At 44.5% G+C, this 22,361-nt stretch carries 23 protein-coding genes; 6 read left to right on the forward strand and 17 right to left on the reverse strand.

The window, feature by feature from the left end:
- Positions 1-96: 96 nt before the first annotated feature.
- A complete protein-coding gene (locus JZO70_RS04325) occupies positions 97-1,140 on the reverse strand; it encodes an NAD(P)-dependent oxidoreductase (RefSeq protein ID WP_207672314.1) in 1,044 nt (347 codons plus the stop codon).
- Positions 1,122-1,793 carry an L-fuculose-phosphate aldolase gene (locus JZO70_RS04330; protein WP_207672315.1) on the reverse strand — a complete coding sequence of 224 codons (672 nt, stop codon included), beginning with the start codon at positions 1,791-1,793 and terminating at the stop codon, positions 1,122-1,124. Before JZO70_RS04330 ends, JZO70_RS04325 begins: the two co-directional genes overlap by 19 nt.
- Before the next feature lie 259 nt (positions 1,794-2,052).
- On the opposite strand from JZO70_RS04330, the gene JZO70_RS04335 reads away from it, so the two are divergent.
- The 6 genes from JZO70_RS04335 (at position 2,053) to JZO70_RS04360 (ending at position 7,260) form a co-directional block, all read left to right on the forward strand.
- The gene (locus JZO70_RS04335) at positions 2,053-2,874 is read left to right on the forward strand and encodes a sortase domain-containing protein (RefSeq protein ID WP_242703769.1); all 822 of its coding nucleotides are present in this window, start codon (positions 2,053-2,055) and stop codon (positions 2,872-2,874) included.
- Positions 2,875-3,034: 160 nt separating this feature from the next.
- Positions 3,035-3,748, forward strand: a complete 714-nt coding sequence (locus JZO70_RS04340) for a lantibiotic protection ABC transporter ATP-binding protein (protein ID WP_207672316.1) — start codon at positions 3,035-3,037, stop codon at positions 3,746-3,748.
- A gap of 1 nt (position 3,749) precedes the next feature.
- The gene (locus JZO70_RS04345) at positions 3,750-4,484 is read left to right on the forward strand and encodes a lantibiotic immunity ABC transporter MutE/EpiE family permease subunit (RefSeq protein ID WP_207672317.1); all 735 of its coding nucleotides are present in this window, start codon (positions 3,750-3,752) and stop codon (positions 4,482-4,484) included.
- The gene (locus JZO70_RS04350; protein ID WP_207672318.1) at positions 4,477-5,205 is read left to right on the forward strand and encodes a lantibiotic immunity ABC transporter MutG family permease subunit; all 729 of its coding nucleotides are present in this window, start codon (positions 4,477-4,479) and stop codon (positions 5,203-5,205) included. Before JZO70_RS04345 ends, JZO70_RS04350 begins: the two co-directional genes overlap by 8 nt.
- A 55-nt stretch (positions 5,206-5,260) precedes the next feature.
- A complete protein-coding gene (locus tag JZO70_RS04355; RefSeq protein WP_207672319.1) occupies positions 5,261-5,938 on the forward strand; it encodes a response regulator transcription factor in 678 nt (225 codons plus the stop codon).
- The gene (locus tag JZO70_RS04360) at positions 5,911-7,260 is read left to right on the forward strand and encodes a sensor histidine kinase (protein WP_207672320.1); all 1,350 of its coding nucleotides are present in this window, start codon (positions 5,911-5,913) and stop codon (positions 7,258-7,260) included. The genes JZO70_RS04355 and JZO70_RS04360 overlap by 28 nt, the downstream gene beginning before the upstream one ends.
- Before the next feature lie 77 nt (positions 7,261-7,337).
- Here the strand turns inward: JZO70_RS04360 and JZO70_RS04365 are convergent, their stop codons facing one another.
- The 15 genes from JZO70_RS04365 to JZO70_RS04435 all read right to left on the reverse strand — a co-directional run bounded on the left by JZO70_RS04365 (position 7,338) and on the right by JZO70_RS04435 (position 22,150).
- Positions 7,338-8,345: a C40 family peptidase gene (locus JZO70_RS04365; protein WP_347565087.1), complete on the reverse strand. Its 1,008-nt coding sequence runs from the start codon at positions 8,343-8,345 to the stop codon at positions 7,338-7,340.
- Between the two features lie 91 nt (positions 8,346-8,436).
- Entirely contained in the window at positions 8,437-9,189 is a 753-nt protein-coding gene (locus JZO70_RS04370) for a helix-turn-helix domain-containing protein (RefSeq protein WP_207672321.1), read from the reverse strand.
- Between the two features lie 16 nt (positions 9,190-9,205).
- Positions 9,206-9,955 (reverse strand): recombinase family protein, encoded by a 750-nt coding sequence (locus tag JZO70_RS04375; RefSeq protein WP_207672322.1) that lies wholly within the window; start codon positions 9,953-9,955, stop codon positions 9,206-9,208.
- Entirely contained in the window at positions 9,952-10,152 is a 201-nt protein-coding gene (locus JZO70_RS04380) for a hypothetical protein (protein ID WP_207672323.1), read from the reverse strand. The genes JZO70_RS04375 and JZO70_RS04380 overlap by 4 nt, the downstream gene beginning before the upstream one ends.
- A gap of 21 nt (positions 10,153-10,173) precedes the next feature.
- Entirely contained in the window at positions 10,174-13,332 is a 3,159-nt protein-coding gene (locus JZO70_RS04385; RefSeq protein WP_207672324.1) for a hypothetical protein, read from the reverse strand.
- 125 nt (positions 13,333-13,457) lie between these two features.
- Complete coding sequence (locus JZO70_RS04390) at positions 13,458-14,099, reverse strand: hypothetical protein (RefSeq protein WP_430748884.1); 642 nt, start codon at positions 14,097-14,099, stop codon at positions 13,458-13,460.
- A complete protein-coding gene (locus JZO70_RS04395; protein ID WP_207672326.1) occupies positions 14,096-14,998 on the reverse strand; it encodes a BsaA family SipW-dependent biofilm matrix protein in 903 nt (300 codons plus the stop codon). Before JZO70_RS04395 ends, JZO70_RS04390 begins: the two co-directional genes overlap by 4 nt.
- Complete coding sequence (locus tag JZO70_RS04400) at positions 14,995-15,798, reverse strand: LPXTG cell wall anchor domain-containing protein (RefSeq protein WP_207672327.1); 804 nt, start codon at positions 15,796-15,798, stop codon at positions 14,995-14,997. Before JZO70_RS04400 ends, JZO70_RS04395 begins: the two co-directional genes overlap by 4 nt.
- 27 nt (positions 15,799-15,825) lie before the next feature.
- Complete coding sequence (locus JZO70_RS04405; RefSeq protein ID WP_207672328.1) at positions 15,826-17,148, reverse strand: hypothetical protein; 1,323 nt, start codon at positions 17,146-17,148, stop codon at positions 15,826-15,828.
- Positions 17,149-17,210: 62 nt separating this feature from the next.
- Positions 17,211-18,179: a signal peptidase I gene (locus tag JZO70_RS04410; RefSeq protein WP_207672329.1), complete on the reverse strand. Its 969-nt coding sequence runs from the start codon at positions 18,177-18,179 to the stop codon at positions 17,211-17,213.
- Positions 18,180-18,192: 13 nt separating this feature from the next.
- Positions 18,193-19,278 carry a glucosaminidase domain-containing protein gene (locus JZO70_RS04415; protein ID WP_207672330.1) on the reverse strand — a complete coding sequence of 362 codons (1,086 nt, stop codon included), beginning with the start codon at positions 19,276-19,278 and terminating at the stop codon, positions 18,193-18,195.
- A complete protein-coding gene (locus JZO70_RS04420; RefSeq protein ID WP_207672331.1) occupies positions 19,268-19,585 on the reverse strand; it encodes a hypothetical protein in 318 nt (105 codons plus the stop codon). The genes JZO70_RS04415 and JZO70_RS04420 overlap by 11 nt, the downstream gene beginning before the upstream one ends.
- A complete protein-coding gene (gene lepB / locus JZO70_RS04425; protein WP_207672332.1) occupies positions 19,586-19,990 on the reverse strand; it encodes a signal peptidase I in 405 nt (134 codons plus the stop codon).
- A gap of 108 nt (positions 19,991-20,098) precedes the next feature.
- Positions 20,099-21,199 (reverse strand): hypothetical protein, encoded by a 1,101-nt coding sequence (locus JZO70_RS04430; protein ID WP_242703775.1) that lies wholly within the window; start codon positions 21,197-21,199, stop codon positions 20,099-20,101.
- Positions 21,200-21,268: 69 nt separating this feature from the next.
- The gene (locus JZO70_RS04435; protein WP_207672334.1) at positions 21,269-22,150 is read right to left on the reverse strand and encodes a coiled-coil domain-containing protein; all 882 of its coding nucleotides are present in this window, start codon (positions 22,148-22,150) and stop codon (positions 21,269-21,271) included.
- Positions 22,151-22,361: the final 211 nt, after the last annotated feature.

A 22,361-nucleotide genomic window follows, 5' to 3' on the forward strand; every position in this document is an offset into this window, starting at 1 on the left:
CACCCCATCCTTGAATGTTTAGGATGGGGTGCTTCTATTATTGAGCATATAGAACGCTTGTCATACTACAGTTAATCAAGCACTCTCAATTTAACTTTACTTAATCAGCATGTCACTCTCGCCCTGCTCCAAATAGCTATTCACTACATCTTTCAGCAAAAACGGCGACCGAGGAATCGCGTCCACTGTATCGCCGGCAATATGGGAGGTAATGGTCAGATTGTCCAGCTCCAACAAGGGATCATCCGGCGCAATCGGCTCTTGCCAAACCACATCAATCGCCGCTCCAGCAATCTGATGATTCCGCAAAACTTCCATAAACGCTTGCTTCTCCAACACAGCTGGTCGTGCAGTATTAATCAAGTATGCATTTGGCTGCATCAGTTTCAAATAGCGCTGGTCGATCAAGTTCGTGGTTTCCGGCGTGACCCGCAAATGCAGAGAAACGATCTTCGCCTGAGAAAAGGCCGTTTCCAAATCTACCAGCTTCACATCAATACCAGCTTTCTTCAGGGCTTTTTCATCGGTAAAAGGATCGTAAGCCATCACCGGAACTCCCAAGCTGTTTAACCGTTTGGCGACCAGCTTGCCGACATGTCCTAAGCCGATTAAAGCCACCGTCTGCTGGGAAAGAGTTGTTTTATAGGCATCGTTAGGGAAAACCTTCAACCATTCACCTCGCATTGCCGCCGCGTGAGCCAAAGCAATATTGCGTGTGACCGCATACATTAAACCAATCGTAAAATCAGCAACTGGCTCGGCATTGCGAATCACGTGCAGGACTGGCAATTCTCTTTGTCTGATTTCCTCCATTGCAAGATGCTCCACTCCACCGCGACAGGTGCCGATCAGCTTCAAATTTGGTGCAGCTTGAAGCATCGCTTGCGAAACTGGTGCAATATGAACAAACAAATAGTCCGCTTCCGGCATTGCTTCTAGAATTCCCACTGGCAGCGTCACGGCTTCCGGGCCGCCTTCTTCAATAATCCGTACTTTCTCTTGAAATTCCGTCATGGAACAAGTACTCTCCCATTCAAACCCCTGAATCTCCAACGGCTCTGGCAGTTGCATCTCCTTAACCGCTTCACTCAAGGTGGCTACAGAAACATAGGCATCCCCAACTACAACAATCTTACCCACTTGTCCTCCACCACCTGTCCATAAAATTTCAGGCGATCGATAATGCGATTGATTTCGGTTTTTTCCAACACAACTGGATCACCAAATAGACTGGCACCAATATACAGACCCGCCATCCGTTCCACTTCTTCCGCAATCCCAAAGGCCTGCTCGATCGATTGCCCACAGGTCAGCAGTCCATGATTGGCTAAAAAGCAGGCGTAACGATCCTCCATTGCTTCAAAGGATACTTCTGCCAATTCTCTTGTCCCAAAAGTAGCATACTCCGAACAGCGAACATCTTCTCCACCCGCCATAGCAATTTGGTACGCTGTCGCCGGTAAAGACTTGCGGCAAATTGCCAGAATCGTACTGAAGGTGGCATGGGCATGAACCACTGCCTGCACATCTTTTCTCCGTTTTTGATAATAAATCAGATGCATCTGCCATTCGCTAGAAGGCTTTCGGTTTCCTTCCACCACATTCCCATCCAAATCCATCAAGACCACATCGTCAATTTCCGTCGCAAAATAATCAATTCCACTAGGACTAATCGCCATCAGTTCCTTCTCTGGATTGAAAATACTGACATTCCCCCCAGTTCCAGAGGTTAGCCCGGAGCTAATCAACCGTTTGCCGTATTCAACTACCTGTGCCTTTTCTACTTCTAACATAATTCCCCTTCTTCATAACACAATTCGCCGTCTGAACATTTTCTCTAAATATAGAACATTCGTTAATTATATAGTACTTCCTAACGATCCATCAGTCAATCCACAGAAAATTATTTCTAAAACTATATCATTCGTTCATTCTACATTTTTTTAAAATTTCCCAACCATTTCTGAAAAAACAAAGAAAATTATTTGAAAGTTTCTTTCTATAATACAAACGAAAAGAGATATTCAACTAATTTTACAAGGAGTGGCTGAAATGGAATTATGGAAACGAGTGATTATTGCATTGGCTAGTATCTTGGGAATTTTTGGATTGATTACCTCGCTGGGAATAGAAGAAAACGAAACAGCTGTACATTCTGATAGAGCCAGCAAACCTCGCATCGAACAAGTCGCCGACTGCACCATTGCCCTAAAAGATGCCGCAGCTTTTGATCCAATGAAAGGCGTGCAGGGCTATGACAGCGACGGCAATGATGCGACTGACAAGATTCAAGTGGATGGCGACCTGAACAAAGAGGCTGCTGGCGAATATATTTTGACCTATCGCTTAAAAGAAAAAGATGTTGAAGTAAAGAAAACCCGAAAAATTACGATCCTGCCTGATGAAACGGAACAAACAGAACAAGCGGTTCAAGCCGAACCCGCTGAACCAGAGGAAACTGTGACTGAAGCAGCTCCAGCGCCACAACCAAATGCAAGTCTTTCTTTTTTAGGAACCACGATTCCTTTTATTGCTTCCAATGGCGCAGCTGAAGCACCAGCTAGCGGTGCTGGCACTTGGACAGGCACTGGCGCTGTAAACGACGGCGCACCTACTCATTTTATCGGACATAATCCAGGTGATTTTTCACCGGTCATGAATTTGACTGTGGGCAGCCCGATCACCGTTGTCGATGCAGCCGGCAACACTAAAACTTACACCGTTTACGAAGTATTGGATGTTCGCGACGACGGTTTCAACGCAAATAATCCGGCTGACGACACTTGGTTCCGGGTCATTGATGCCGGCGGCGAACGAATCTCCCTACAAACCTGCATTACTGATACCGTGAACCGGGTGGTCTTAGCACAATAAACCTGCAGACTTACGACAAATTATCCTACTGTACAGCTGTTTCGATTCTATATACATTTAGCCGATGCAAGATAATTTGCGTCGGCTTATTCATTTTCCTTATCCTTTCCTTATATTCTCCTTTTATAGTTAATGTATCGAAAAGGAGGAGTCATCACCTATGAACAAAATGATCTTAACCACTAAAAACCTGACAAAAACCTATAAAAACCAAGCAGCTGTCGATCAGTTGTCCCTTTCAATTCCTGAAAACAGTATTTACGGTCTGCTAGGACCAAACGGCGCGGGCAAATCCACTACCTTAAAAATGATCGCCGGCATTATTCAACCGACGAAGGGTGAAATGTTTTATCGCGGGCAAGTCTGGCAGCGGCAGGATCTGGTTGAGATTGGTGCCTTGATCGAAAGCCCACCCCTTTATGGTAACTTGACTGCCTACGAAAATCTGCTGGTGCGAACGACAGCACTAGGCTTGCCCACTTCCCGCATTCATGAAGTCCTTGAATTAGTAGACTTAACCAACACCGATAAAAAGAAAGCCCGCCAATTTTCAATGGGCATGAAGCAGCGGTTGGGCATTGCCTTAGCTTTAGTGAATCGGCCGAAGCTTTTGATTCTGGACGAGCCCACCAACGGTTTAGATCCCTTAGGCATTCAGGATTTGCGGGAATTGATTCGTTCCTTTCCAGCCAAAGGCATTACCGTGATTTTCTCCAGCCACATCCTCTCAGAAGTTGAGAGCACGGTGGACACCATCGGAATTATCGCCAACGGGCAACTAGGCTATCAAGGCGACTTGCCAGAAACCAGTGCTGCCTTGGAAAATCTATTCATGGATGTCGCTTTGGCACATCGAACAAAGGAGGCTATGTAACATGGGCAAGCTAATTCAAGCTGAATACATCAAAGGCAAACGCAGCTTCGGCCGCAGAAGTCTATTTTTCTTTCCATTATTAATCGCATTAATGGCGATCTTCCTGATGGGCGGGCAATTCACTCAGATCGGTGCCTACAACTGGTGGTACATGATGCTGCTGCCGACTGTTGCTGCTTTGGTCTGCATCAACCTGATCGATCCTGATAAACGGCTGGACTTCTTTAACATCAATACATTACCCATTGCCCCGTCAAAAATATGGCAGGCCAAGCTTTGGACGGGCTGCAGCTACCTGTTGCTGGCAAACGCGATCGTCTTTGGACTGACCACTCTTTCCGGCCTTTTATTTGGCGGGCAGTACCCGCTTTGGCGTGGGTTAGCCGCCGGTCTGGTTCTTACACTGACTTGGCTGTGGCAAATTCCGCTGGGAATGTTTTTAGCCGCTCGCTTCAATGCTATCGTAACTTTCTTAAGTCTGCTGGGGCTGAATATTTTTTGTTCCGGTCAAGATACAGCCGGCGGCGATCTTTGGTTCATCCCTTTTGCGATTGCTCCGCGGTTGATGGCACCGATTATCGGGATTAATCCCAACGGCGTTCCTATGACTGCCGACAGTCCCTTGCATGACACCAGCGTGATTTTGCCAGGTCTGATCATCACCTTGATTTTGTTTGCGGCCTTATCCTGGCTGACCACCAACTGGTTCAGCGTCAGGAGGGATAAAGATGCTTAACCAACTAAAAGCAGACACGCTTAAATTGAGACGAACGCCTTTTTTCCTGCTGCATCTGCTCATTCCGTTGCTGGGAATCGTGATCTTTATCAGCTATCAACAGATTACGCCTTACCAGGCCGAAGCGCTGTCCATCAATTATGATCAGTTGTTAGCCTTGATCTATCCACTGATAGCCGTCTGGATGTGCACCATCGTCACCGATCAGGAATTTGAAGCCGGCGGCGGATTCTTTCTATTATATACACCCTCTCGCAAACGGACGCTGCTTTCCAAGTTGCTCTTTTTGACGGTCTTCGGTTTGATGGCTTGCCTGTTGGTGGTGCTGGGCTATCACCTGCTCGTCAGCGGCTTAAACACAGATTACAAGTTACCAATTGCCATAAGCTTTCAATTAGCCTTAGTCATCTGGTGCTGCAGCTTGTTCCAATACTTTTTCCATACCTGGATCGGGCTGCGCTTTGGCCGCAATGTGAACTTTGCTGTGGCTGCTTTTGAGCTTTTATTAGGGGCTTTGCTGCTGACAGGTCTGGGAGAAACGATCTGGTTTTTCTTCCCTTGCGCTTGGGGAGTGCGCCTGGTTCCGCTGGTGGCAAATCAGGCTTGGGGCCAGTTTGGATTGCAGTTGGGAGTAATTGCTCTGCTGCTTTTTACAGTGGTGATGGGTGTCCTGCTCTTCGCCTGGTTTCCACGTTGGGAAGGACGGAAGAATGAGGAATAAAAGTCTTGTAGAATGCACTTATTCAAAATATACTTAACCCAACGGAGGTGCAGCCATGGCACAGATTTTAGCAATTGACGACGATATCGAAATTTTACACTTTATTAAAACCGCCTTGGAACGAGAAGGTCATCAAGTAACTACGGCCACCTCCACTAAAGAGGTTACGCCCGCTAAGGCAAATTTTGCTGAGCTGATTTTGTTGGATGTGATGATGCCTGAGGAGGATGGCTTCACCTACTTGCAGCGCATTCGGCAAATGGTTGATTGTCCGATCCTGTTTGTCACCGCCCGTACTGCCGAATCGGATCTGATTCACGGTCTGGGAATTGGTGCAGATGACTACATTCAAAAGCCCTTTTCTGTCGGCGAATTACGTGCCCGTGTGACGGCTCATCTTAGACGGGAGTCGCGGGAGCATCGCCACGTATTGCATGTTGGTCCGCTGATTTTGGATTTAACCAGCCAACAAATACTTTACCAAGAAAATCCGCTTGCTCTGACGAAATCTGAATACGCCATTTGCGCCCACTTGATGGAACATGCCGGTCAGGTTTTCTCGAAAACACAGCTTTACGAAGCGGTCTTCGGCTACGATAGGGAGTCTGACGAAAGTGTCATTGTAGAGCATATCAAAAATATTCGGGCTAAGCTCAAAAAGCTTGGACTAGAACCAATCGAAACAGTCTGGGGGATCGGCTACCGATGGCAAAAAGAAAACCAATCAACTTAACCAGCTACGTTACGCGAATCTTGCTGGCGGCTTTTGCCGGGATTTTTATCCTGTTGGCAGCAGCCTTAGTCGTCTTTCAGCTGCTCCTTCAGCACAATATCATCACGCCAGCCAATGTCGGAGAAACAGCTGCTCGCGCAGAAATTGATCGCTTAAGACAATCAGATCGCTTCACCGGAGAGTTGGACCCGCAGTTTTACGATTATGTTTATTTCGCCCCAGACGGACAAGTGCAGGATACCTCGCTAACTGGCGATGATCTCCAACAAACTATTGAGAAGTTCACCGATGAAGATGTTACTTATACCACCGGTGCTTATGTCTCTTTTGCAGACGGCAGCCGCTGTCTGTTCACTTGGCGATACACGGCACATTTCACCAATAAAACCCTGCAGCAGCTGCTGCCTAGCGCGGAGCTAGTGTACATGGTAGGTACTGTACTCGTTTTACTAATCTTCCTATTCTTCTATATTCGCTTGGTTAGTAAAAAGCTCAGAGCAAAGCTGGTCTTGGTGGAATCAGCCAGCCAACAAATCTCGGAGCAAAACCTGGATACCCCCATCACTACCTCCGCCGGTATTCGCGAATTCAATCAGGTGCTGGGCTCGATGGAAAATCTGCGGGAAGCCCTAAAAATTTCCTTGCTCCAACAATGGGAAACGCAGCAGCAGCGGAAGCAGGAAATTGCTGCCTTGACCCACGATATAAAAACACCGCTAACGGTCGTTAACGGCAACGCTGAATTATTGTTAGAGGATCAGCTGGATGACGAGCAGAAACAATTGATCCAAGCCATTCACAACTCAGGTACCAAGGCCCAGCAATACGTCAATGCCCTGCAGCAGCTGGCAAACTTCGAAGTGATCAGCGAAGAAAAAAAATCCCTGACGGTGGACTTTTTGATCCGCGACTTAGATGCGGCTCTTGCTCCTTTAGCACAGGTAAAAGGCATCCAACTGAATTACCTGTATGACTCACCGCTCCAAGTAATCACTGGCTCGGCCTTCATGCTGACTCGTGCATTGACTACTATCGGCGAGAATGCGATCCGTTACACTGAAACAGGTGCAGTCACCATCCAGGTCACGCAAACCGAACAGGAAACTCGGTTCACCTTTGACGACAACGGACCCGGCTTTACTAAGGAAGCCCTGCAGCATGCTAAGGAAATGTTCTGGCAGCAGGACAAAAGCCGTACCTCCACCAGCAATTACGGCATCGGCCTAGCACTAGCCGAAAAAGCCGCCCTGCAGCACGGCGGCCAATTAATTTTAGAAAATACCGAACACGGTGGGAGAGTCGTTTTCGTCGTGAAGAATTGACTCTCAATCACAGAAAGAAGCTGATTTCACATGATGATGGAATCAGCTTCTTCTTATCATTGATTACTTTACTTGCTCTAATTCAACACCCGTCCCGCACTCTCAAACGGATACCAACTATTATGGGTAATCTTCACAACATCTCCTGGCTGCGGCGCTTGAATGAAATACCCATCGCCAATATACAAGGCCACATGATGCGCTGGTCGACCCCAAAACACCAAATCCCCAGGTTGCACTTCACTAACCGGAATTTCCTTAACAGATGCTTGCTGTGCCTGACTGACTCTTGGAATCCCAATCCCATTTTGAGCAAACACCCACTGCATCAATCCACTGCAGTCGAAGCCAGCTGGAGTCGTTCCACCCCAAACGTAGGGCACACCCAAATACTGTTTAGCTGACATAATGATATCCTGTGCCTTCGCACTCATTTCTTCATCCGTCGTAAAGCTTTGACCTAGAACAACCTGTTGCCAAAGAGCTTCCTGCTGGGCTTTCAAAGCAAGTTCTTGTTGGCGCTCTTCTTGAATCTGTGCCAACAAAGCTTCATTATCCTGCAGCTCTTTCTCCAACTCGTCTTTACTAGCGTTCTGCTTTTCAATCGTCGTCTTCAATAAATCCTGCGCCGCCTGGTATTCCTGCTGCTTCTTCTCCAGTGCTTTCTGTTGCTTGGTAATATCTTCTACTAATTCCGTATATTCCTTGGCCCGATCGGCATCGGTCTTCTGAATGGTCTCAATCCCTTTAATTGATCCCAGCATCTTGGCCCAGCCGTCGATCTTAAAAAAAGAAGCTTTCTGGTTGGCATCGGTCAATTGGATCGCCCGGACCCGTTCTTGGATTTCTTTTTCTAATTGCGTCAAATTCCCTGTCATTTCGATCACTTTCTTTTCCTGCTCACTAAGTTCTTGATCCAGCGTCACAATCTGCTTTTCCAACTCTTCCTGCTGCACAACGGAAGTCGAAATGTCATCGTTCAATTGACTTAGCCGCCCTTGCAACTCGGTAATTGTCTGTTCTGTGTCTTCCTTAGGGTCAGCGTAAGCTTCCCGTGAGAAGCCGAAAAAAAATGTCAAAACCACTAAACATGCTATGTATACTTTTTTAATCGGAAACACCTCCTAATTGTTAAATCGCCCAATCAACAGACCTGATTGAGCGATGCTTCTTGATTTAATTAGTTGCTGAATAATAAATTTGCGCATCCTGAAACTTGGTTCCTTGAATCCATTGTTTGTAAAAATCGTCGTTCAGCTTATACCCACGCCCCCACAAGGTTGTGATAGTCTCACCTGTTATCCCGTGAAGTACACACTTGCGCTTCACCTTATTAATCAAACAAGACAACTGACTCATGTTTGATGGCGTCTCGCCATCCCGCCACAGGTGCGTACATAATTCTGTACGAGAAGAGACACCTTGCCCCGGATATGATTTTACTAAATACTCAAACACTTTCTTCTCAGTTTTAGAAAAGCTTTTGAATAGGTTATCTAAATTGGACGATGGATTTGTCAAGTTTTCCGTTGGGAAGGAAAGAATCTGATTTTCCTGTTGATGCAATTTTCGCAAAGTACTTAATTGCTCCCGGGTATCTTCAAAGCCGGCATCCTTATTCAACCAATCAGCCAATCCCAGCTCTTTCCAATACGTTTGGTCCTCTTCGCTTGGATAGGTCTCGGTCACACGCACGACTAACAGCGGATAGCCCCTCAAGTTCTTTAAGATTTCCTCCACTTCTTGATTACACAAGTTTTCGCTTAATAATACCCATTGAAAATAGGCAAGGAAGGCCCCAGTAGCTGGCTTGCTCAGTCGACTTAATAAATCGGTAGAACACAATGTTTCATAACTCATTCGTTGTAATTTTTGAACTATCTCTGTTTCTGACAACATATTCTTGGTTAAAATTAGTGCATGTTGCATACTCTTCACCTTCTCTTTAGGTTTTCGGGATTTTTTTCTCTTTTGCTGCTGGCTTTCCTTTTAAATCGGGTTCTTCGATATCAATCAATACATTCCATAAAATGACCAACGTCACCACAACACAAATAGTAATCTGAATCCACAGCTGATCGAAATAGGATTCAGCCAGCTTAATACTAAAAATCGCTAACAGAAAACAAACCACTAAGACAATTGCCAGTTGAATTTGTTTCAGCTCCTGTTGGATACGATAGACAGTTTCCAAAGGTACTCGTTTTTGTTTGGAGACCTGACGGATACTCTGCTTCTCTACCAGGAGCCAAATAATTTCACGATACAGTTTCCGGGCTTCCGGTTCTTTACTAAATAAAGAATAGGCGTCTTTACTGCGATCCCGTTCTTTGCCTGCTCGGACTAAAAAGGGGTGCAGCATGCGGTCATTTCGCAACGACCAAAGAAAAATCTGACGCCATTCCGCAATCGTCAGTGGAGGAAGATTCAATACATCCAAGTCTATTTCTAGTTCTTCAAATTTATCTAAACAAACCAGCAGCTGACGATAGTCCCGCGACACGACCTCCCATGAAGTAATGACTAATTGATCACCTGGTTGGGCAAAATTCAACAGTGCTTGAAATTCACTAGTTGGGGAATTCAAAGCTTCTGTTTCCTGATGGCCGTCGGTAAATAGTTCATCGACTGGATAATCTTCCAGCATGTCCAATTGTTGGGTGATTTGAAACCCACGTGCATAGCCCAGGTTCATCGTAGCCTTCCTCTTTCTGTCTGAATTTTTCGTTTGACTGGGGCAGCCGCTTTCGATTTAGCCCGCGGTGCTTGTATCAGATGAGACAAGTGGCCCACCTTGTCTTGCAGCTCTCGCTGGTTATTAAACAGAGTGATGATTAAGTAGCTTTGAACCAGTAATGCCAGACCTAACACAAGTAATAAAATGTATAGCACAGATTATTTGCCCCCTTTCATTTATTGCGATTTGATTTTAGTAAATTTGTTTACTTCATAGTCCCAACTGTAAAGTTCAGGATCCTTGTTTTGTTCCAGATTTGTTTTCAAATACAGCGTAATCCAGAGCTCTTGGTCGTCCACCATTCTTTCTTTAGTAACGGATAAAACACCTGGGGTAATCGTCGTATTTGTTGCATGACTAGCCCCATTTGGATCAGCTTGTTCAGTCGTCAGATAATAGCCCTCATATTGGTAGTAGGCTGGCAAGACAATCTCAAACAAGGTTTCATCCTTATTGTTTGATTGGTGCGCCGTCGCAAATCTTACATTCGTAAAGTCAGGATTATCTGTCGGCTTTCCTGAGTCCAAAATCTGGTTGCTTTGATAAGTTGAATCAATTATTGGATTATTGTTGTTAAACTGCCTGTTCTTAATGGTTAGGTAGCCTTCTTTAGGTACAGGTACTTTATCATTCGTTTTAGTTATTACTTGGCGAATGTGCAATTTAGAGCTCCGCAGGTTGTAATTGTAAATTGCCTTGCCGCTAGACACCTCTCTGGCGCTAGTAAAAGCCGCAACTGGATTATCTGTCATATCCCGATATTGCGAGAAGGTATGATCTGCAACGGCTTTAGGCTGTTGTGTGACTAGCCCACCAATTCGCAACTGTTGATCTAATACTTGATCACCTGCCGGCAGACGTGCGCCTAAATCATCATAAGCCGTTACGGTAATTTTTTGCGGCATATCGGCACTGTGAATAACATCCGTTGGTTCTGGTATTTCAACTTGACTATCATATTGAGAGAACTCGACGTAATACCCTTTAATCGTATCGTGATATCCTCGATCTCCCGGCAAGTCGTTCCAGTTTTTACTGCCCTTTTCCGCAAATTGAAGTACGTATTCATTGCCTTGTTTATTATCTGGTTCACCTGGTGCCCAGGAACGATAGGCTCCTGGCGGGTTGGGGTTTCCAGGGAAGATAGCCGAATAGAATACTGTACCAGCTTCAGGTCCACATACCCAACGCCAAAACCAGCGATTAGTACCGAACTCATACGAATTCCGATTTTCAGGTATCGAATCTGGATCAAAAATTAGTTTGTTGCCGGTTAAGGTTGCTCGACTACCCCCAAGCCATCCTGGATCCTTGGAAATACTATTAAAGATATAGTCGTGCTCCTCTGCAAAAACAAGTGTCGCAAGATAGCCCTTCAATCCTTTGTAGGTCATTTGCTTAGCGCTGTTGTAGGACTGGAACCAGTTCTTTCCAGGAGACTCCATTTCTGGAACAAACGTATAGTAATGAATTTTCCCAGCCGGGTCTTTCCAAGAGGAATATAACTTTTCATGCAAGATTATTCTTACATTGTCCGGTTTATCCACGTCTGTTTTAATGGTAAATCGAAGGTCCTCGATAAAGCTCTGAATAGTTGCTGGATCATTATTGGTTCCGGTTGAAAACCCGAACGAGTGATGATTAGCATTAGTACTATTTTGGTAAGAATACCAACCAGTTGGGAGACTCATCGTAGAAAAGTTTTTTATCTCCGAATTCTGGGGAATCTCGACAGTGATTGATTTGATTTTATTTTCAACGAGTGGATTTACTTGAACATTCACCGGTTTCGCCTCATTGGCTGTACGTTCCAATTGAAAATCCAGGTGATCCAGTGCTCTTTCCAGTTTTATCTGTTGCGTAAATACAGAACTAATATTGTTCATGCGATCTACTGCCAATACGTGTACAAACTTACCATCAAGATTTTCATCAGTTATCGTTGCTGAACCTTTTGTTTCATAATCAATCGATCCGTCATCCGGAGCGACATACTGGTCAAAATCATTCGGATCAATTCGTCCATGTTCATCTTTTAATCCTTCGACCCTCTCAGGTAATGTGTAGTTTATTGAATCAGATACCTCATAAAAGTATCCGGCAACTCCACTTTTGGCTGTTTCTTTTACTACATCGGATTTCAGCGGCTTCGATGTGTCACTTTTGGCTTCTACGTAGGACAGATACTCTTTGCCTTCGTCTTTTGCTTCGAATTCAATATCAAGGGTTTGGGTGTCAGTTCGCTTGACAGAGACTTTTGGTTCCTTTGGTCCCACATCGTCTGTGATTGAGTAATCGGCGGCAGTATTATCCATCGATAGTTGAGCTAGATTATATAGCGTATTGGCGATAATCTTCCGTTCATCTTCTGTCGATTGCCCGTTACTTTGCTCAGTCTGGATCATCGCAACGTTGTTGTTGCTTTTTAGATACCAGCCCCCACGGTATTGATCCTCTTCAAGAATATCCGGATCATTGAATTCCACCCAATTCGTTCCTACAGTGGTATCAGATGCTTCAATACTCTGGGTCGTTGGAATCGTTAAAATCTGATCCTTTTGCATTTCAAAAGGATATTTCATCAAGTAGCCATCATTGGTAATCTGCACTTGATTTCCTGTAGTCGTAAATTCTTTAGTACGACTCTCTAGACCTAAGTAATTCTGCTGGTCATGAAAGTGTTCCCACCAGGTTGGATTAGTTTCGCTCACTGTGTCGTGTCCAAAAAGTACTCCCCGACCAGAGCTTATAAAATCCTTCGTTGCATTAGCCGCTTGATCTGTAATTGGCTGATTATGGTTAGAATCCCAACTGCCGAACACAATTACATCATATTTATATGCTTCACTTTTGTTTTTTAAGTACTTATTTGGATCGCTGTTGTAGTCTTTCTGCCTGACCGATACGACTTGAATGAGGTCACTGCCATCTGCTGCCTTTAATCCTAATCCGTTCATCCATGTTTTTAACGTATCTGAGCCTTGGTTGGAAGACTCTCCTGGATACACATTTAACACCCGAATACTTTTCCCATAATTGGCGGATCGATTTTCCCAATTATCCCCGTCCTCTGATTGGAACAGCCGGTACCCATCATCGGATACATCATCCCATCCCAATTCGATAAAATTTCTTTTTGCGGTATTGTCCCACTGATTATCGGCTGTTAAGCGAAAATCTCCCATTGTGCTGTCTGAATTAGCTTGTACCTTGTCGACAGATTTTGGTTCTCTGACAATCAAAAATCCTATTCCTATCAGTAAACCAGCTAAAAGTACGCCAAGAATACTTTTCTGAGCAAGCTTTCTTCTGCGTCTGTACTTACCTTCATTCATTTTGACTACCTCCATTTTCCCAAAGCTCATCAAATCAGCGCTCTACCTTTCAAGGTAGTAGAACACTCACCTCATGAGCATTGATTCTTTATTTAGGAAAGGATACAGGAATAACCCCTGTACCCTTAGGTTTCTGTTTTTGTTCTCAAAGCATCATCAATTGTTTTTAACGGTCCATCAGCTGGTTCAGTTCCTTGCCACCAGGCCTGCCGATACGCAAACTCGCTGCAATTGATCGCCTCTACTTTTAAGGTTATAGACAAGTTGGCATTATGATATTGATTGCTTAAATCTTCGGACAACTTGATGGATTCGAATAAGCTGGAGGTTGGTTTATTGGCTGGTACTGCTTCTTTTACGTAGTAGTAATAGCCATCGCCGCCATCTATCCACTCATCTGTGTTCATGTTTTCAAGCGTCAAATCACTTCCAATATTCAAAGGCAGTATCTGCTTGCTCGAAGGATCACCCGCTACTGTTGTTCGCACTTCCGGTAATACCATTACCCGTACGAATTGCTTAATAGTTCCAGTATTTTTGATACTGACCTTCTTTGGAACACTAACGTTTTTCGAAATTTCAGTAATGCTGCCGTCGAATGCTTCTTCTATTTTGGTTTCTACCTGTCCAATTTGAAAATCATTTTCTACGCGATCGGTAGCTGTCATTGCCGCATAAACTAAGTAGCCGCCACCAACCATAAGAAGGAGACAAGCCAGTGTGATTGCTAGAAACAATCGCCGATGAGCACTTTTTCTTCGCATTATCTTCCTGCCCCTCCTTCATTTATGGTTTTCACGTAGGGCAATCTGTCGTTGTTTTCGTATACTTTTTTGGCGTCGCTATTTAAGATCCCCCAATCAGTTAAAAATGATTTAGAGATATCATGTGCGTCCATTTCTGGAACCAATTTGTACAAAGCGCCCTTGTACTGATTGTTATAGTCAGCCTTCAGGGTAACGCTTGCTAATAATTCAGCCGTTTGCTCGCCTGGATCAATGACTTCGGAATAGTAGAAATACCCGTCCTCGTAAAACCAATAATTCGATTTTTCTTCTATTTGAGTGATATCATCAAATACCTTGTCTTGCGTAAAATTCAGCACGATATCCGATAATGGTTTCGTATCACGCGTGGAACCATACAAATAGGTTTGTGTCGGCAGAGCATAATTTGCTTTGTAATGCTTATCGGTACTTACCTCGTAGGTATTCCCTACTGCCCAAGTATCTGTTTGTTTCACATCAATCGCTGGAATGCTTGGTGTTCCGTAAGTTTTGAGATTGGCATTGCCGTTCACATTATTCTCAGGAGCTGCATCTTGTCGATGATTGTCCGTGGTATCCACTTCAAAACTGACAAAGGTTTCTTCCAGTTTTAATCGGATAAGAGCAGGTATTTCTCCGTCATTTCGCACACGGACTTTTTTCGTCTGGGTGGTCCCCGGTGCCCAAGCAAAGACACGATTGAAATCTTCGTCAATTCGAGCGGATAATTTCTTGCGGCTCGTTTCAGTTTGGTTTATACGTTCATCTGCCGATGTAATCCAGGCGTAGGTACTGCCGACAATTAGAAGCAGACTTAGTACGACTGAGAAGCAGGCAAATAGCACCTTGCTTTTAAGGAACACTTGTAGCAGATGACGCCGTTTTTCTTTTTGACTCATCCCCGCTCCTCCTCACGTCGTTTTTTCCATAGAAACAAAACTATTAGAATCAGCAATAAGCCCGTCAGAAACATGTGCACAATCTGTTCACCTGTTTGAGGCAGGAGTTTCCTTGAACCGGATGGTGGTGTTGGTGTTGAACCGCCGCCAGTAGTTGGTAACGCGCCTCTCCCCGGACCAGAAGATTCTGAAGGTGAAGTAGGTGTTGAGGAATCTGAAGGTTCTGTTGGTTCAGTAGTTGGTTCTGTCGGCTTTGTTGGTTCGGTGGGTTGATCTTTCGTACCGACAAAGGTCCAATAGAACTCTAAATTACTTTCTTCTTTCAAATCTTCATTTGTTAAAGCAGAATTGGCAGTAAATTTAGCCTTCAAGATCTTATCAGTACCGTATTCACAAACACCCAGCTTTAACGGTGTCTTTGACCAGTCAAATGACTCATCACCCAAAATAGGACCTGAATAAATTTCCTTGCCATCTAAGGTGAGGGTCAACATCATATGTTCTTTCCAGAAAACCGATCCATCAGATTTCACTTCTTCCACTAACAAGCCTAAAGAAAAAGGTTCTTCCAAATCCAAGCTGCGTATGGTGATTTCTTTTTCATAGCTCTCACCCGGCAAAACATCTACTAAGTCGATATAGTATTCACCTTCTGAGGTAACATAAATCCCATCAGAATCTGCAATCACCATACCAGGAGGCAGCGTATTGGCTGCCTCACTGACTAAAACATTTCCAAAAGATAGGAGAAGAACAAAAAATCCCATTAAACAATTGATAACTATTTTAATGTGTTTCATGCACCTCCCCCTCTCTCAGAATCATGTTTATTTACCGATACGTGAAACCAATTGTTTAACGATTTTATCTGTATTACTATCTGCGGCTGCACCTTCTAAGCCCCAGCCAGTTGAATCTTTGATCGCTGTTTCAGTTGCTTGAATCGCTTCTAATTTAACAACTAAATCGAACGTAGCATTGGTGTATTCAGTACTCAAATTTTCACCAAAGATTAATTTCTTCAATAAATCAGCAGTTGTTTCTCCGCCTTTTAATGTTCCAGTGTAGTAGAACCAGCCATCATCTGCATTGTAGACCCATTTCTTAGCTGCAGCTGCTGCAACAGTTTCATCTGTTTCATTTGGATTCAATGCTGCAATGTTAGTAATTGCATTTCCGTAACCAACACGAATATGGTTTTGTTTAACACTTCCTTCAGACAAACCTTTCAAATCTGCTTGTACGCCTTTTGCTTCATTATTCGCAGTTGGAATAAGATCAGCATCAGTCGCTGGTGTAGGATTTGGTAGTGTCTCAGGTGATACAATTCCTAAAGTAGCTTCTCTATAGTCATAATTAACACCGTTACGGTTGCCTTGTGTTCCTAGCAAAGCGTGTCCTGTAACTGTTGTTTCGCCCACTGGTGCTAAAGAAGATTTCGCCCAGTTGACAACTGCGTTCTTATAACCATCAGCATAGTAACCATATGTTATATCGGAAACTGTAAAGCTCCAGCCAGTTGCAGATTCAGTTCTGTCTTTCAATTCACCAGTAGGTACTACTGAACCCTTCACTTGCTGATACTTGCCTGGCGCATATTCATGCACTAAAGCAGGAGTCCATTCGGCCGTTATAGATTGATGTATATCTGAACCTACTTTTCCACCTTTTACAAATAACTTAACTCCTGGTTCTAATCCAGTTACTTGAGTTGTTGGATCAGTAGTCTCTGCAAATCCGCTACCTGCACCAATCGTCACTGCACTAAACTCTACGGGTACGTGAGAAGCTAAAGTATTTTCAGCATTAGGATCAAATTTTGCTCCTGGAACTGAATTTGGGCTGAATGTGATAGCACCTTTGTTTGTCAAATGTTTCAGCACTTCTTCATAAGACACCCGTACAAATACACTTGCATCTCCCGAGTTAGTAACACTTACTTCTTTTGTTGCTTCAGTTCCTGGGATCATTGGTTTTGGTTCCCATTTTTCATTCACGGTTACAGTATCGTTTACCACCTTGGCAGATTTCACCCGGTTAACCCGTTGTTCTTGCGAAGTAATCCAGGCAAATGTTCCTGAGAGAACCGCAATCAGCGCTAAAGCTGCTGCTGCAGCCATTAGCTTTTTCTTCTTACTGTTGTTCTTCATTTCTTTTCCTCCTATACATTCTTTTTCCTTTTTTTTATATAAACACTTGTTAAAACAAGCGGTTATACCCTTTTTGGATACCTGTTTCCTTTATTTGCTTTACTAACCGTATCTGGCTGTAAAAAGTAGGCCTTGAGCACTAAAAAGAACCCGAAGGTCGATAGTACACATACCAGACATAACCAGAGATTTTCCTGTACGAAGGATAAGACAGTGCCCATTCTCGGAATGATAAAAGTAACCTTGCCATACACACGACTGGCATCAATCGGCGGGTCGTTGCTTTCATTGGCATCCCCTTTGGTCACAATGTAGTCGCCTTCTTCGCCATTCAGTTCGGTTAGGCGTTCCACCATTCTATGGGTTAAGTATCTGTCGCCATCGCCCACTTGGAAGGTCACGATGTCCCCTTCTTTGACCTCGCTGCCATCCGTCATCTTCACCAGGACAATATCCCCAGAATAAAAACCCTTGGAAGTCGAATCCGGCTGTGTCGCCATCGAATCCGTTAAGACCTGATAGAAGCGATAGCCGAAGATCGCAGCATTCGATTTCTCACTAAACGCAAACATCAACGAGCTGAGCAATATGCCAATCGTAAGTGTGTAGAAAAATAAGTTATACACAAAGAGAAAGATCTTCCGATTCGTCGAATTCTTCGCTTTCTGCAACGGCGGCGGCCCTTGCGGATAATCTGCTGGCCGTTGCGGACGCGGTCTTGACTGGGGTCGGTCGTACGCATCATAGGCTGGCGGCCTAGCAGGTCGAGGATTACGATAATGATCTGGTGCAGGTCGTTGCGGACTTCGCGGATCTGGTCGTCGTTCACTTGGCCGTCGATTAGGCGAACCTCGATACTCTCGATTCACCGGACGTTGTGGATAAGGTCGGCCCCGATCTGGGTGATCCTCATATTCGTAATCATCGTCATACCTTCTAGCAGGTCTTCTGTTGGAAGGGGGGCGCTCGCGATACGGCGGGCGGTCGTCGAAATCATAGTCACGATCTCGGTAATCACGTTGTCTCGTCATAGTTCCCCTTCTTTCATTGTGCGATTCGGTTGCCTGATAGCTGCTTAGCTGGTCGTTGAGCGTCGGGCGTAATAATAATCACCGGCTGCTTGGTTTCGCTCACTCGTACTCCGTAACTAGTTTCTTCACTTGCCTCTAGAGGCTCCGTTGCTTCTGTCATCTCTGACTGTTGTTCACCCGATCGACTTTCTTCTATAGAAGAAATGGGTATTTCCGCAGTATTCGGCTCCAGATCGTAACTAGTTAATTGATAGGTTTCTATTAGCGCGTTTAACTTTTTGTCATAAGAAGTATCTGTCGCATATTTCCCAGTTAGCGCTTTGGTTGCTTCTTGGTAAGTAGCAGCTGCCTCTTTCCAAGTCGCTTGATAAAATCCTGGATTACCAGAAAGCCCGTTCTTCAAAAGTGCTGCATAATCCTCCAGTGATTCCTTGTAGCTGGGGTATTGCCGAAAAGCTGAGTTAATCGTATACAGCTGACCGTTCCCTTTATCTTCTTGGGTATTGAACTTCACTTGTTTCCCCTGATAACTCCCTTTAATACCAAACAAATTATGATGCGGGGGGCGTGCTAATTGACTATTGCCTGATCCAGTTTCCAAGATTGCTTGAGCAATCATGACTGATGCGTAGAGTCCTTCATCCCAGGCAATCTGTTGTGCATCCTTGCCAATAGTTTGAATAAATTCTTCGGTAGTCTGATTCCTCACCACGGAGAACTGATAGTTTTCTTCCACCTTCTTTGGTGTGGCAGGTGGTTGAATCACTTGCTGGACTGCTTGTACCGAAGGTTCTGTTGTTGCTTCGATAGATTCACTGGAAACAGTTGATTCAACTGTTTCCGTGCTGGCAATTGGTTCCTCTTTAGCAAAACTGGATGATCCTTCTTCTTTAACAGAAGAATCCTTCACCGAACTCTGTTCCACCGGCAGGCTGCTTGAGGTGATTTCATCGGACGAACTACTGTCCAATTCCTGTTGGATCGCTGGATTCTGTTGTTCGCTGGATTCTTTGGTTTCCGCTGAAACCGACCGTTTAGCCTGTGCCTGACACCCTGTTAACAGCAAACAACTGATAAGCAGGAGAACCTTACTCTTCATTGGGCTTCCGCCTTTCCTGCGGCGGCCGATTCCCTTGACGTCCTCTCGGTCTTCTTGGACGAGCAGCCGCTTGCTGCAGCTTCAGAAGAATCGCATGATAATGCAGCGCAGTCACCCGTAAATACAAGGCCAAAACCATGAGCAATAACAGTAGGAACAATTGGCTGACCGTAACGACTTCTTGAAAATCGGTAAAGTAGAAGAAAATACCCAGCACCAACACACCTAATAAAACCACCAAAGAGAAGAGCCAGTAGACCCAATACCAAAAGGTATACCATTCGATTTTTTCTTGTAATGTCTTCATTTATTCGTTGTTCCCCTCTTTGACAATGCCTAAAATTTGTTTTTCTGGAACTAAGCCGAAAGTCCGACTATCCTTTGAAATCATGCGGTTATCTCCTAAGACAAAATAGTAGTCTTCCGGGATCGGCTCATTGGCAATCTGTTCCCAAACGAAATTCTCAGTTTGATTGGCAAACTCATCCTTAATAGGAAAGCCGTTGACAAAAAGCTGTCCACTATGATAATCAATCCGCTCACTAGGTAAGCCGATCACCCGTTTTAAGTAGATATCTTCGGGATCATTTGGCGGATGCAGAACCACTACATCGAAGCGTTCCGGCTTATGATGAGCCTTTACCTGAACTACTTCTTCTTCCCAAAAGGTGGGATTCATCGATTCGCCGCTGACAAAATACTTAGGATACATCCAGTGATAGCCTCGGAATAGTCCAAAAAACACGAGATACAAACTAACAAAAACGGTGGTTAATTTCGCCGGAAAGGACCATTGATAGAAAGACTTAATCCTGCGACCTCAGCCAACCTCCTCAGCATTTTTAGCTGGCGGATCTTTTTGTTCCCGCACCATCTTTTCCAACACCGAACTCTCGCCTTGGAGCAAGTCAAAATAGGCAGCCTTACCTAGAAGGTTGTCGTAGTCCATCTTCATTAACTTCACATAGGGTTTTCTAAACCATGGACGAGCATGAACCTTGGCTCGTGATTCAATTACTTGGCATTCATAAATAACAAAGTGGATATCTCGAGCCGAAAAATTAGCCTTAATCTGCTTGACCTGATCACGTTCATAGACCAATTTATTGCCAGTGACAGTCATCTTCTCAGTCTTGTTCACCAGTTCGCCATTCAAGTTCCACATCTCTTCCAAAAAGCGAGCTTTTTGAAGTAAGTAGGTATACTCTCTCAAGCTGATCTTGATGCGTTTGTCCCAATCATTTTCTTCTTTATGCTCTTGATTGAAGTATTGAATCCCGCTGTAAAGCATGGAAAGTTCCAATTTTTCGATCACCATTTCCAGCTTCTGATTGACTGCCCGAAGCCGGGCTTTGCTTTGATTGCCCTGTTTGATTTCCTCTTTCTTGACCAAATCTACCGAGTTAACGACTTCATTGGTTTTTACTTCTGCCTGTTTAACTGGTTCGCTTGTTTTTTCCGGCCTTGACTTCTTTGTGGCGTAAAAGTTCTGCTCAGCTAATTCCTGAATCAGCTGTTCACCATGCTTTAATGCTTCTTCAGCCGACATCGCAAATTGTTGGGCCAGACTCTCTTCCAAATGAACCGCAAAGGGAAAACCACTCTTGCGTGAAACTAAAGGAACAAAATCAAAGCGAAACATTTGCTTGTCATACTTGGGTTTCTCCGTTTGTGCTTTAATCCAAGCAAACTGGGGAAAGAACTGATGAATGGCTTGGTAAAAACTTTTCCAATCAAACTCACCAGGTTCTAGCAAAAGCTCCAAGTGATAGCTGCCGTCCATCCATTGAAAGAGCTGTTGGAAATGACTTCTAATCTTCTCTCGTTGCCCATCATTCAAACTGCCTTCTGGTGCATATAAGTATTCACAAGATTTCTCAATAGCGACTATCAAATCTGTACTAGCCAATTCGTCACTCATCTTCGGTGCGGGGGTGGGATACAGTGCAACTTGACTATTGAATGCTTTCACTGCGCTTCATCCCCTCTGTTACTCTTCATCTAACAGGTTGTCGCTGTTAGCTAGTAATTTAGCGAAGAATTGTGCCGTCTCATCTTGAACCGTCCGTAGACGCTTGCGGTAATTCTTGATTTCCTGCTTCATTACCCGCAGTTCCAACGCTGAATCGTGAAGCATTTGATCAGCGTCTTGTTGGGCTTGATTACGAATCCCCTTGGCTTCGTATTCCGCACGTTCTAAAATTTGTCGTTCTTGTTTCTTCGATTGCACTAAGATGCCCGCCAGTTCATCCTTCATGGCTTCATTCGCTTCTTGCGCTTGTTTGAGTTCTTTGATTTCTTTTTGTGCCGCTGCTAAAGCTTCTGCTTGGGTCTGCTCAGTTTGATTCAGCTGCTTAGTGCTTTGATCCAATTGATCCATCAATAATTGGATTTGTTTGTCTTTCTCTGTCTGCAGATTTTGAATTTGCTGCTCATTACCAGCTTGCAGGTTTTGAATTTGCTGCTCTTTTTCTGCTTTCAGATTCTGCAGCTGTTGTTCCTTATCTGCTTGTTGGTCTTGCAGCAGTTGATCTTTTTCGGTTAGAGTCGTTGCCATCGTTGTCAGCTCAGTCTGCTTGACCTCCAGCTGATGCTTCAGCTGAGCCACCGTTTCTTCTAAACGATCGACTTCTTGTTGAAGCGGTGATTCAGTCGGTACCCGAAGATCTTCTCTAGATGGCGCCGCCCCTTCATCAAATTCAGCATCATTGCGGGTACGTGCACGCCGTTCGCCACGGTCATAGCCCTCTTCGGAATAGGTCTCATACCCATAATCATCCTCGTACCCTTCGGCATCGTACTCATCGTAGAAATATTCCTCTTGTTGCGGGTCTTGATACGCTTCTTTTTTCTGTTTGCCAAATCCAAACATGCAGGCTCCTCCTCCAATACAATCCGTTTCCTTTTTCACTTGATTATCTTTGTTAATAAGCCGCCATTTAATGACTCCCTCTCCCACCCGTGCTATAATTTTTACTGACGGTAAAATTTGCCCGGTCTTTATCTTGGTCTTGAAAAGACCAAGAAGCCCGCTAAAAAGACTGTCATACCAATAAAAAAGAGCCCCCGCTTGACGGGAGCTG

The sequence above is a fragment of the Candidatus Enterococcus moelleringii genome, from assembly GCF_017377575.1.
Taxonomy (GTDB): Bacteria; Bacillota; Bacilli; order Lactobacillales; family Enterococcaceae; genus Enterococcus_A; species Enterococcus_A moelleringii.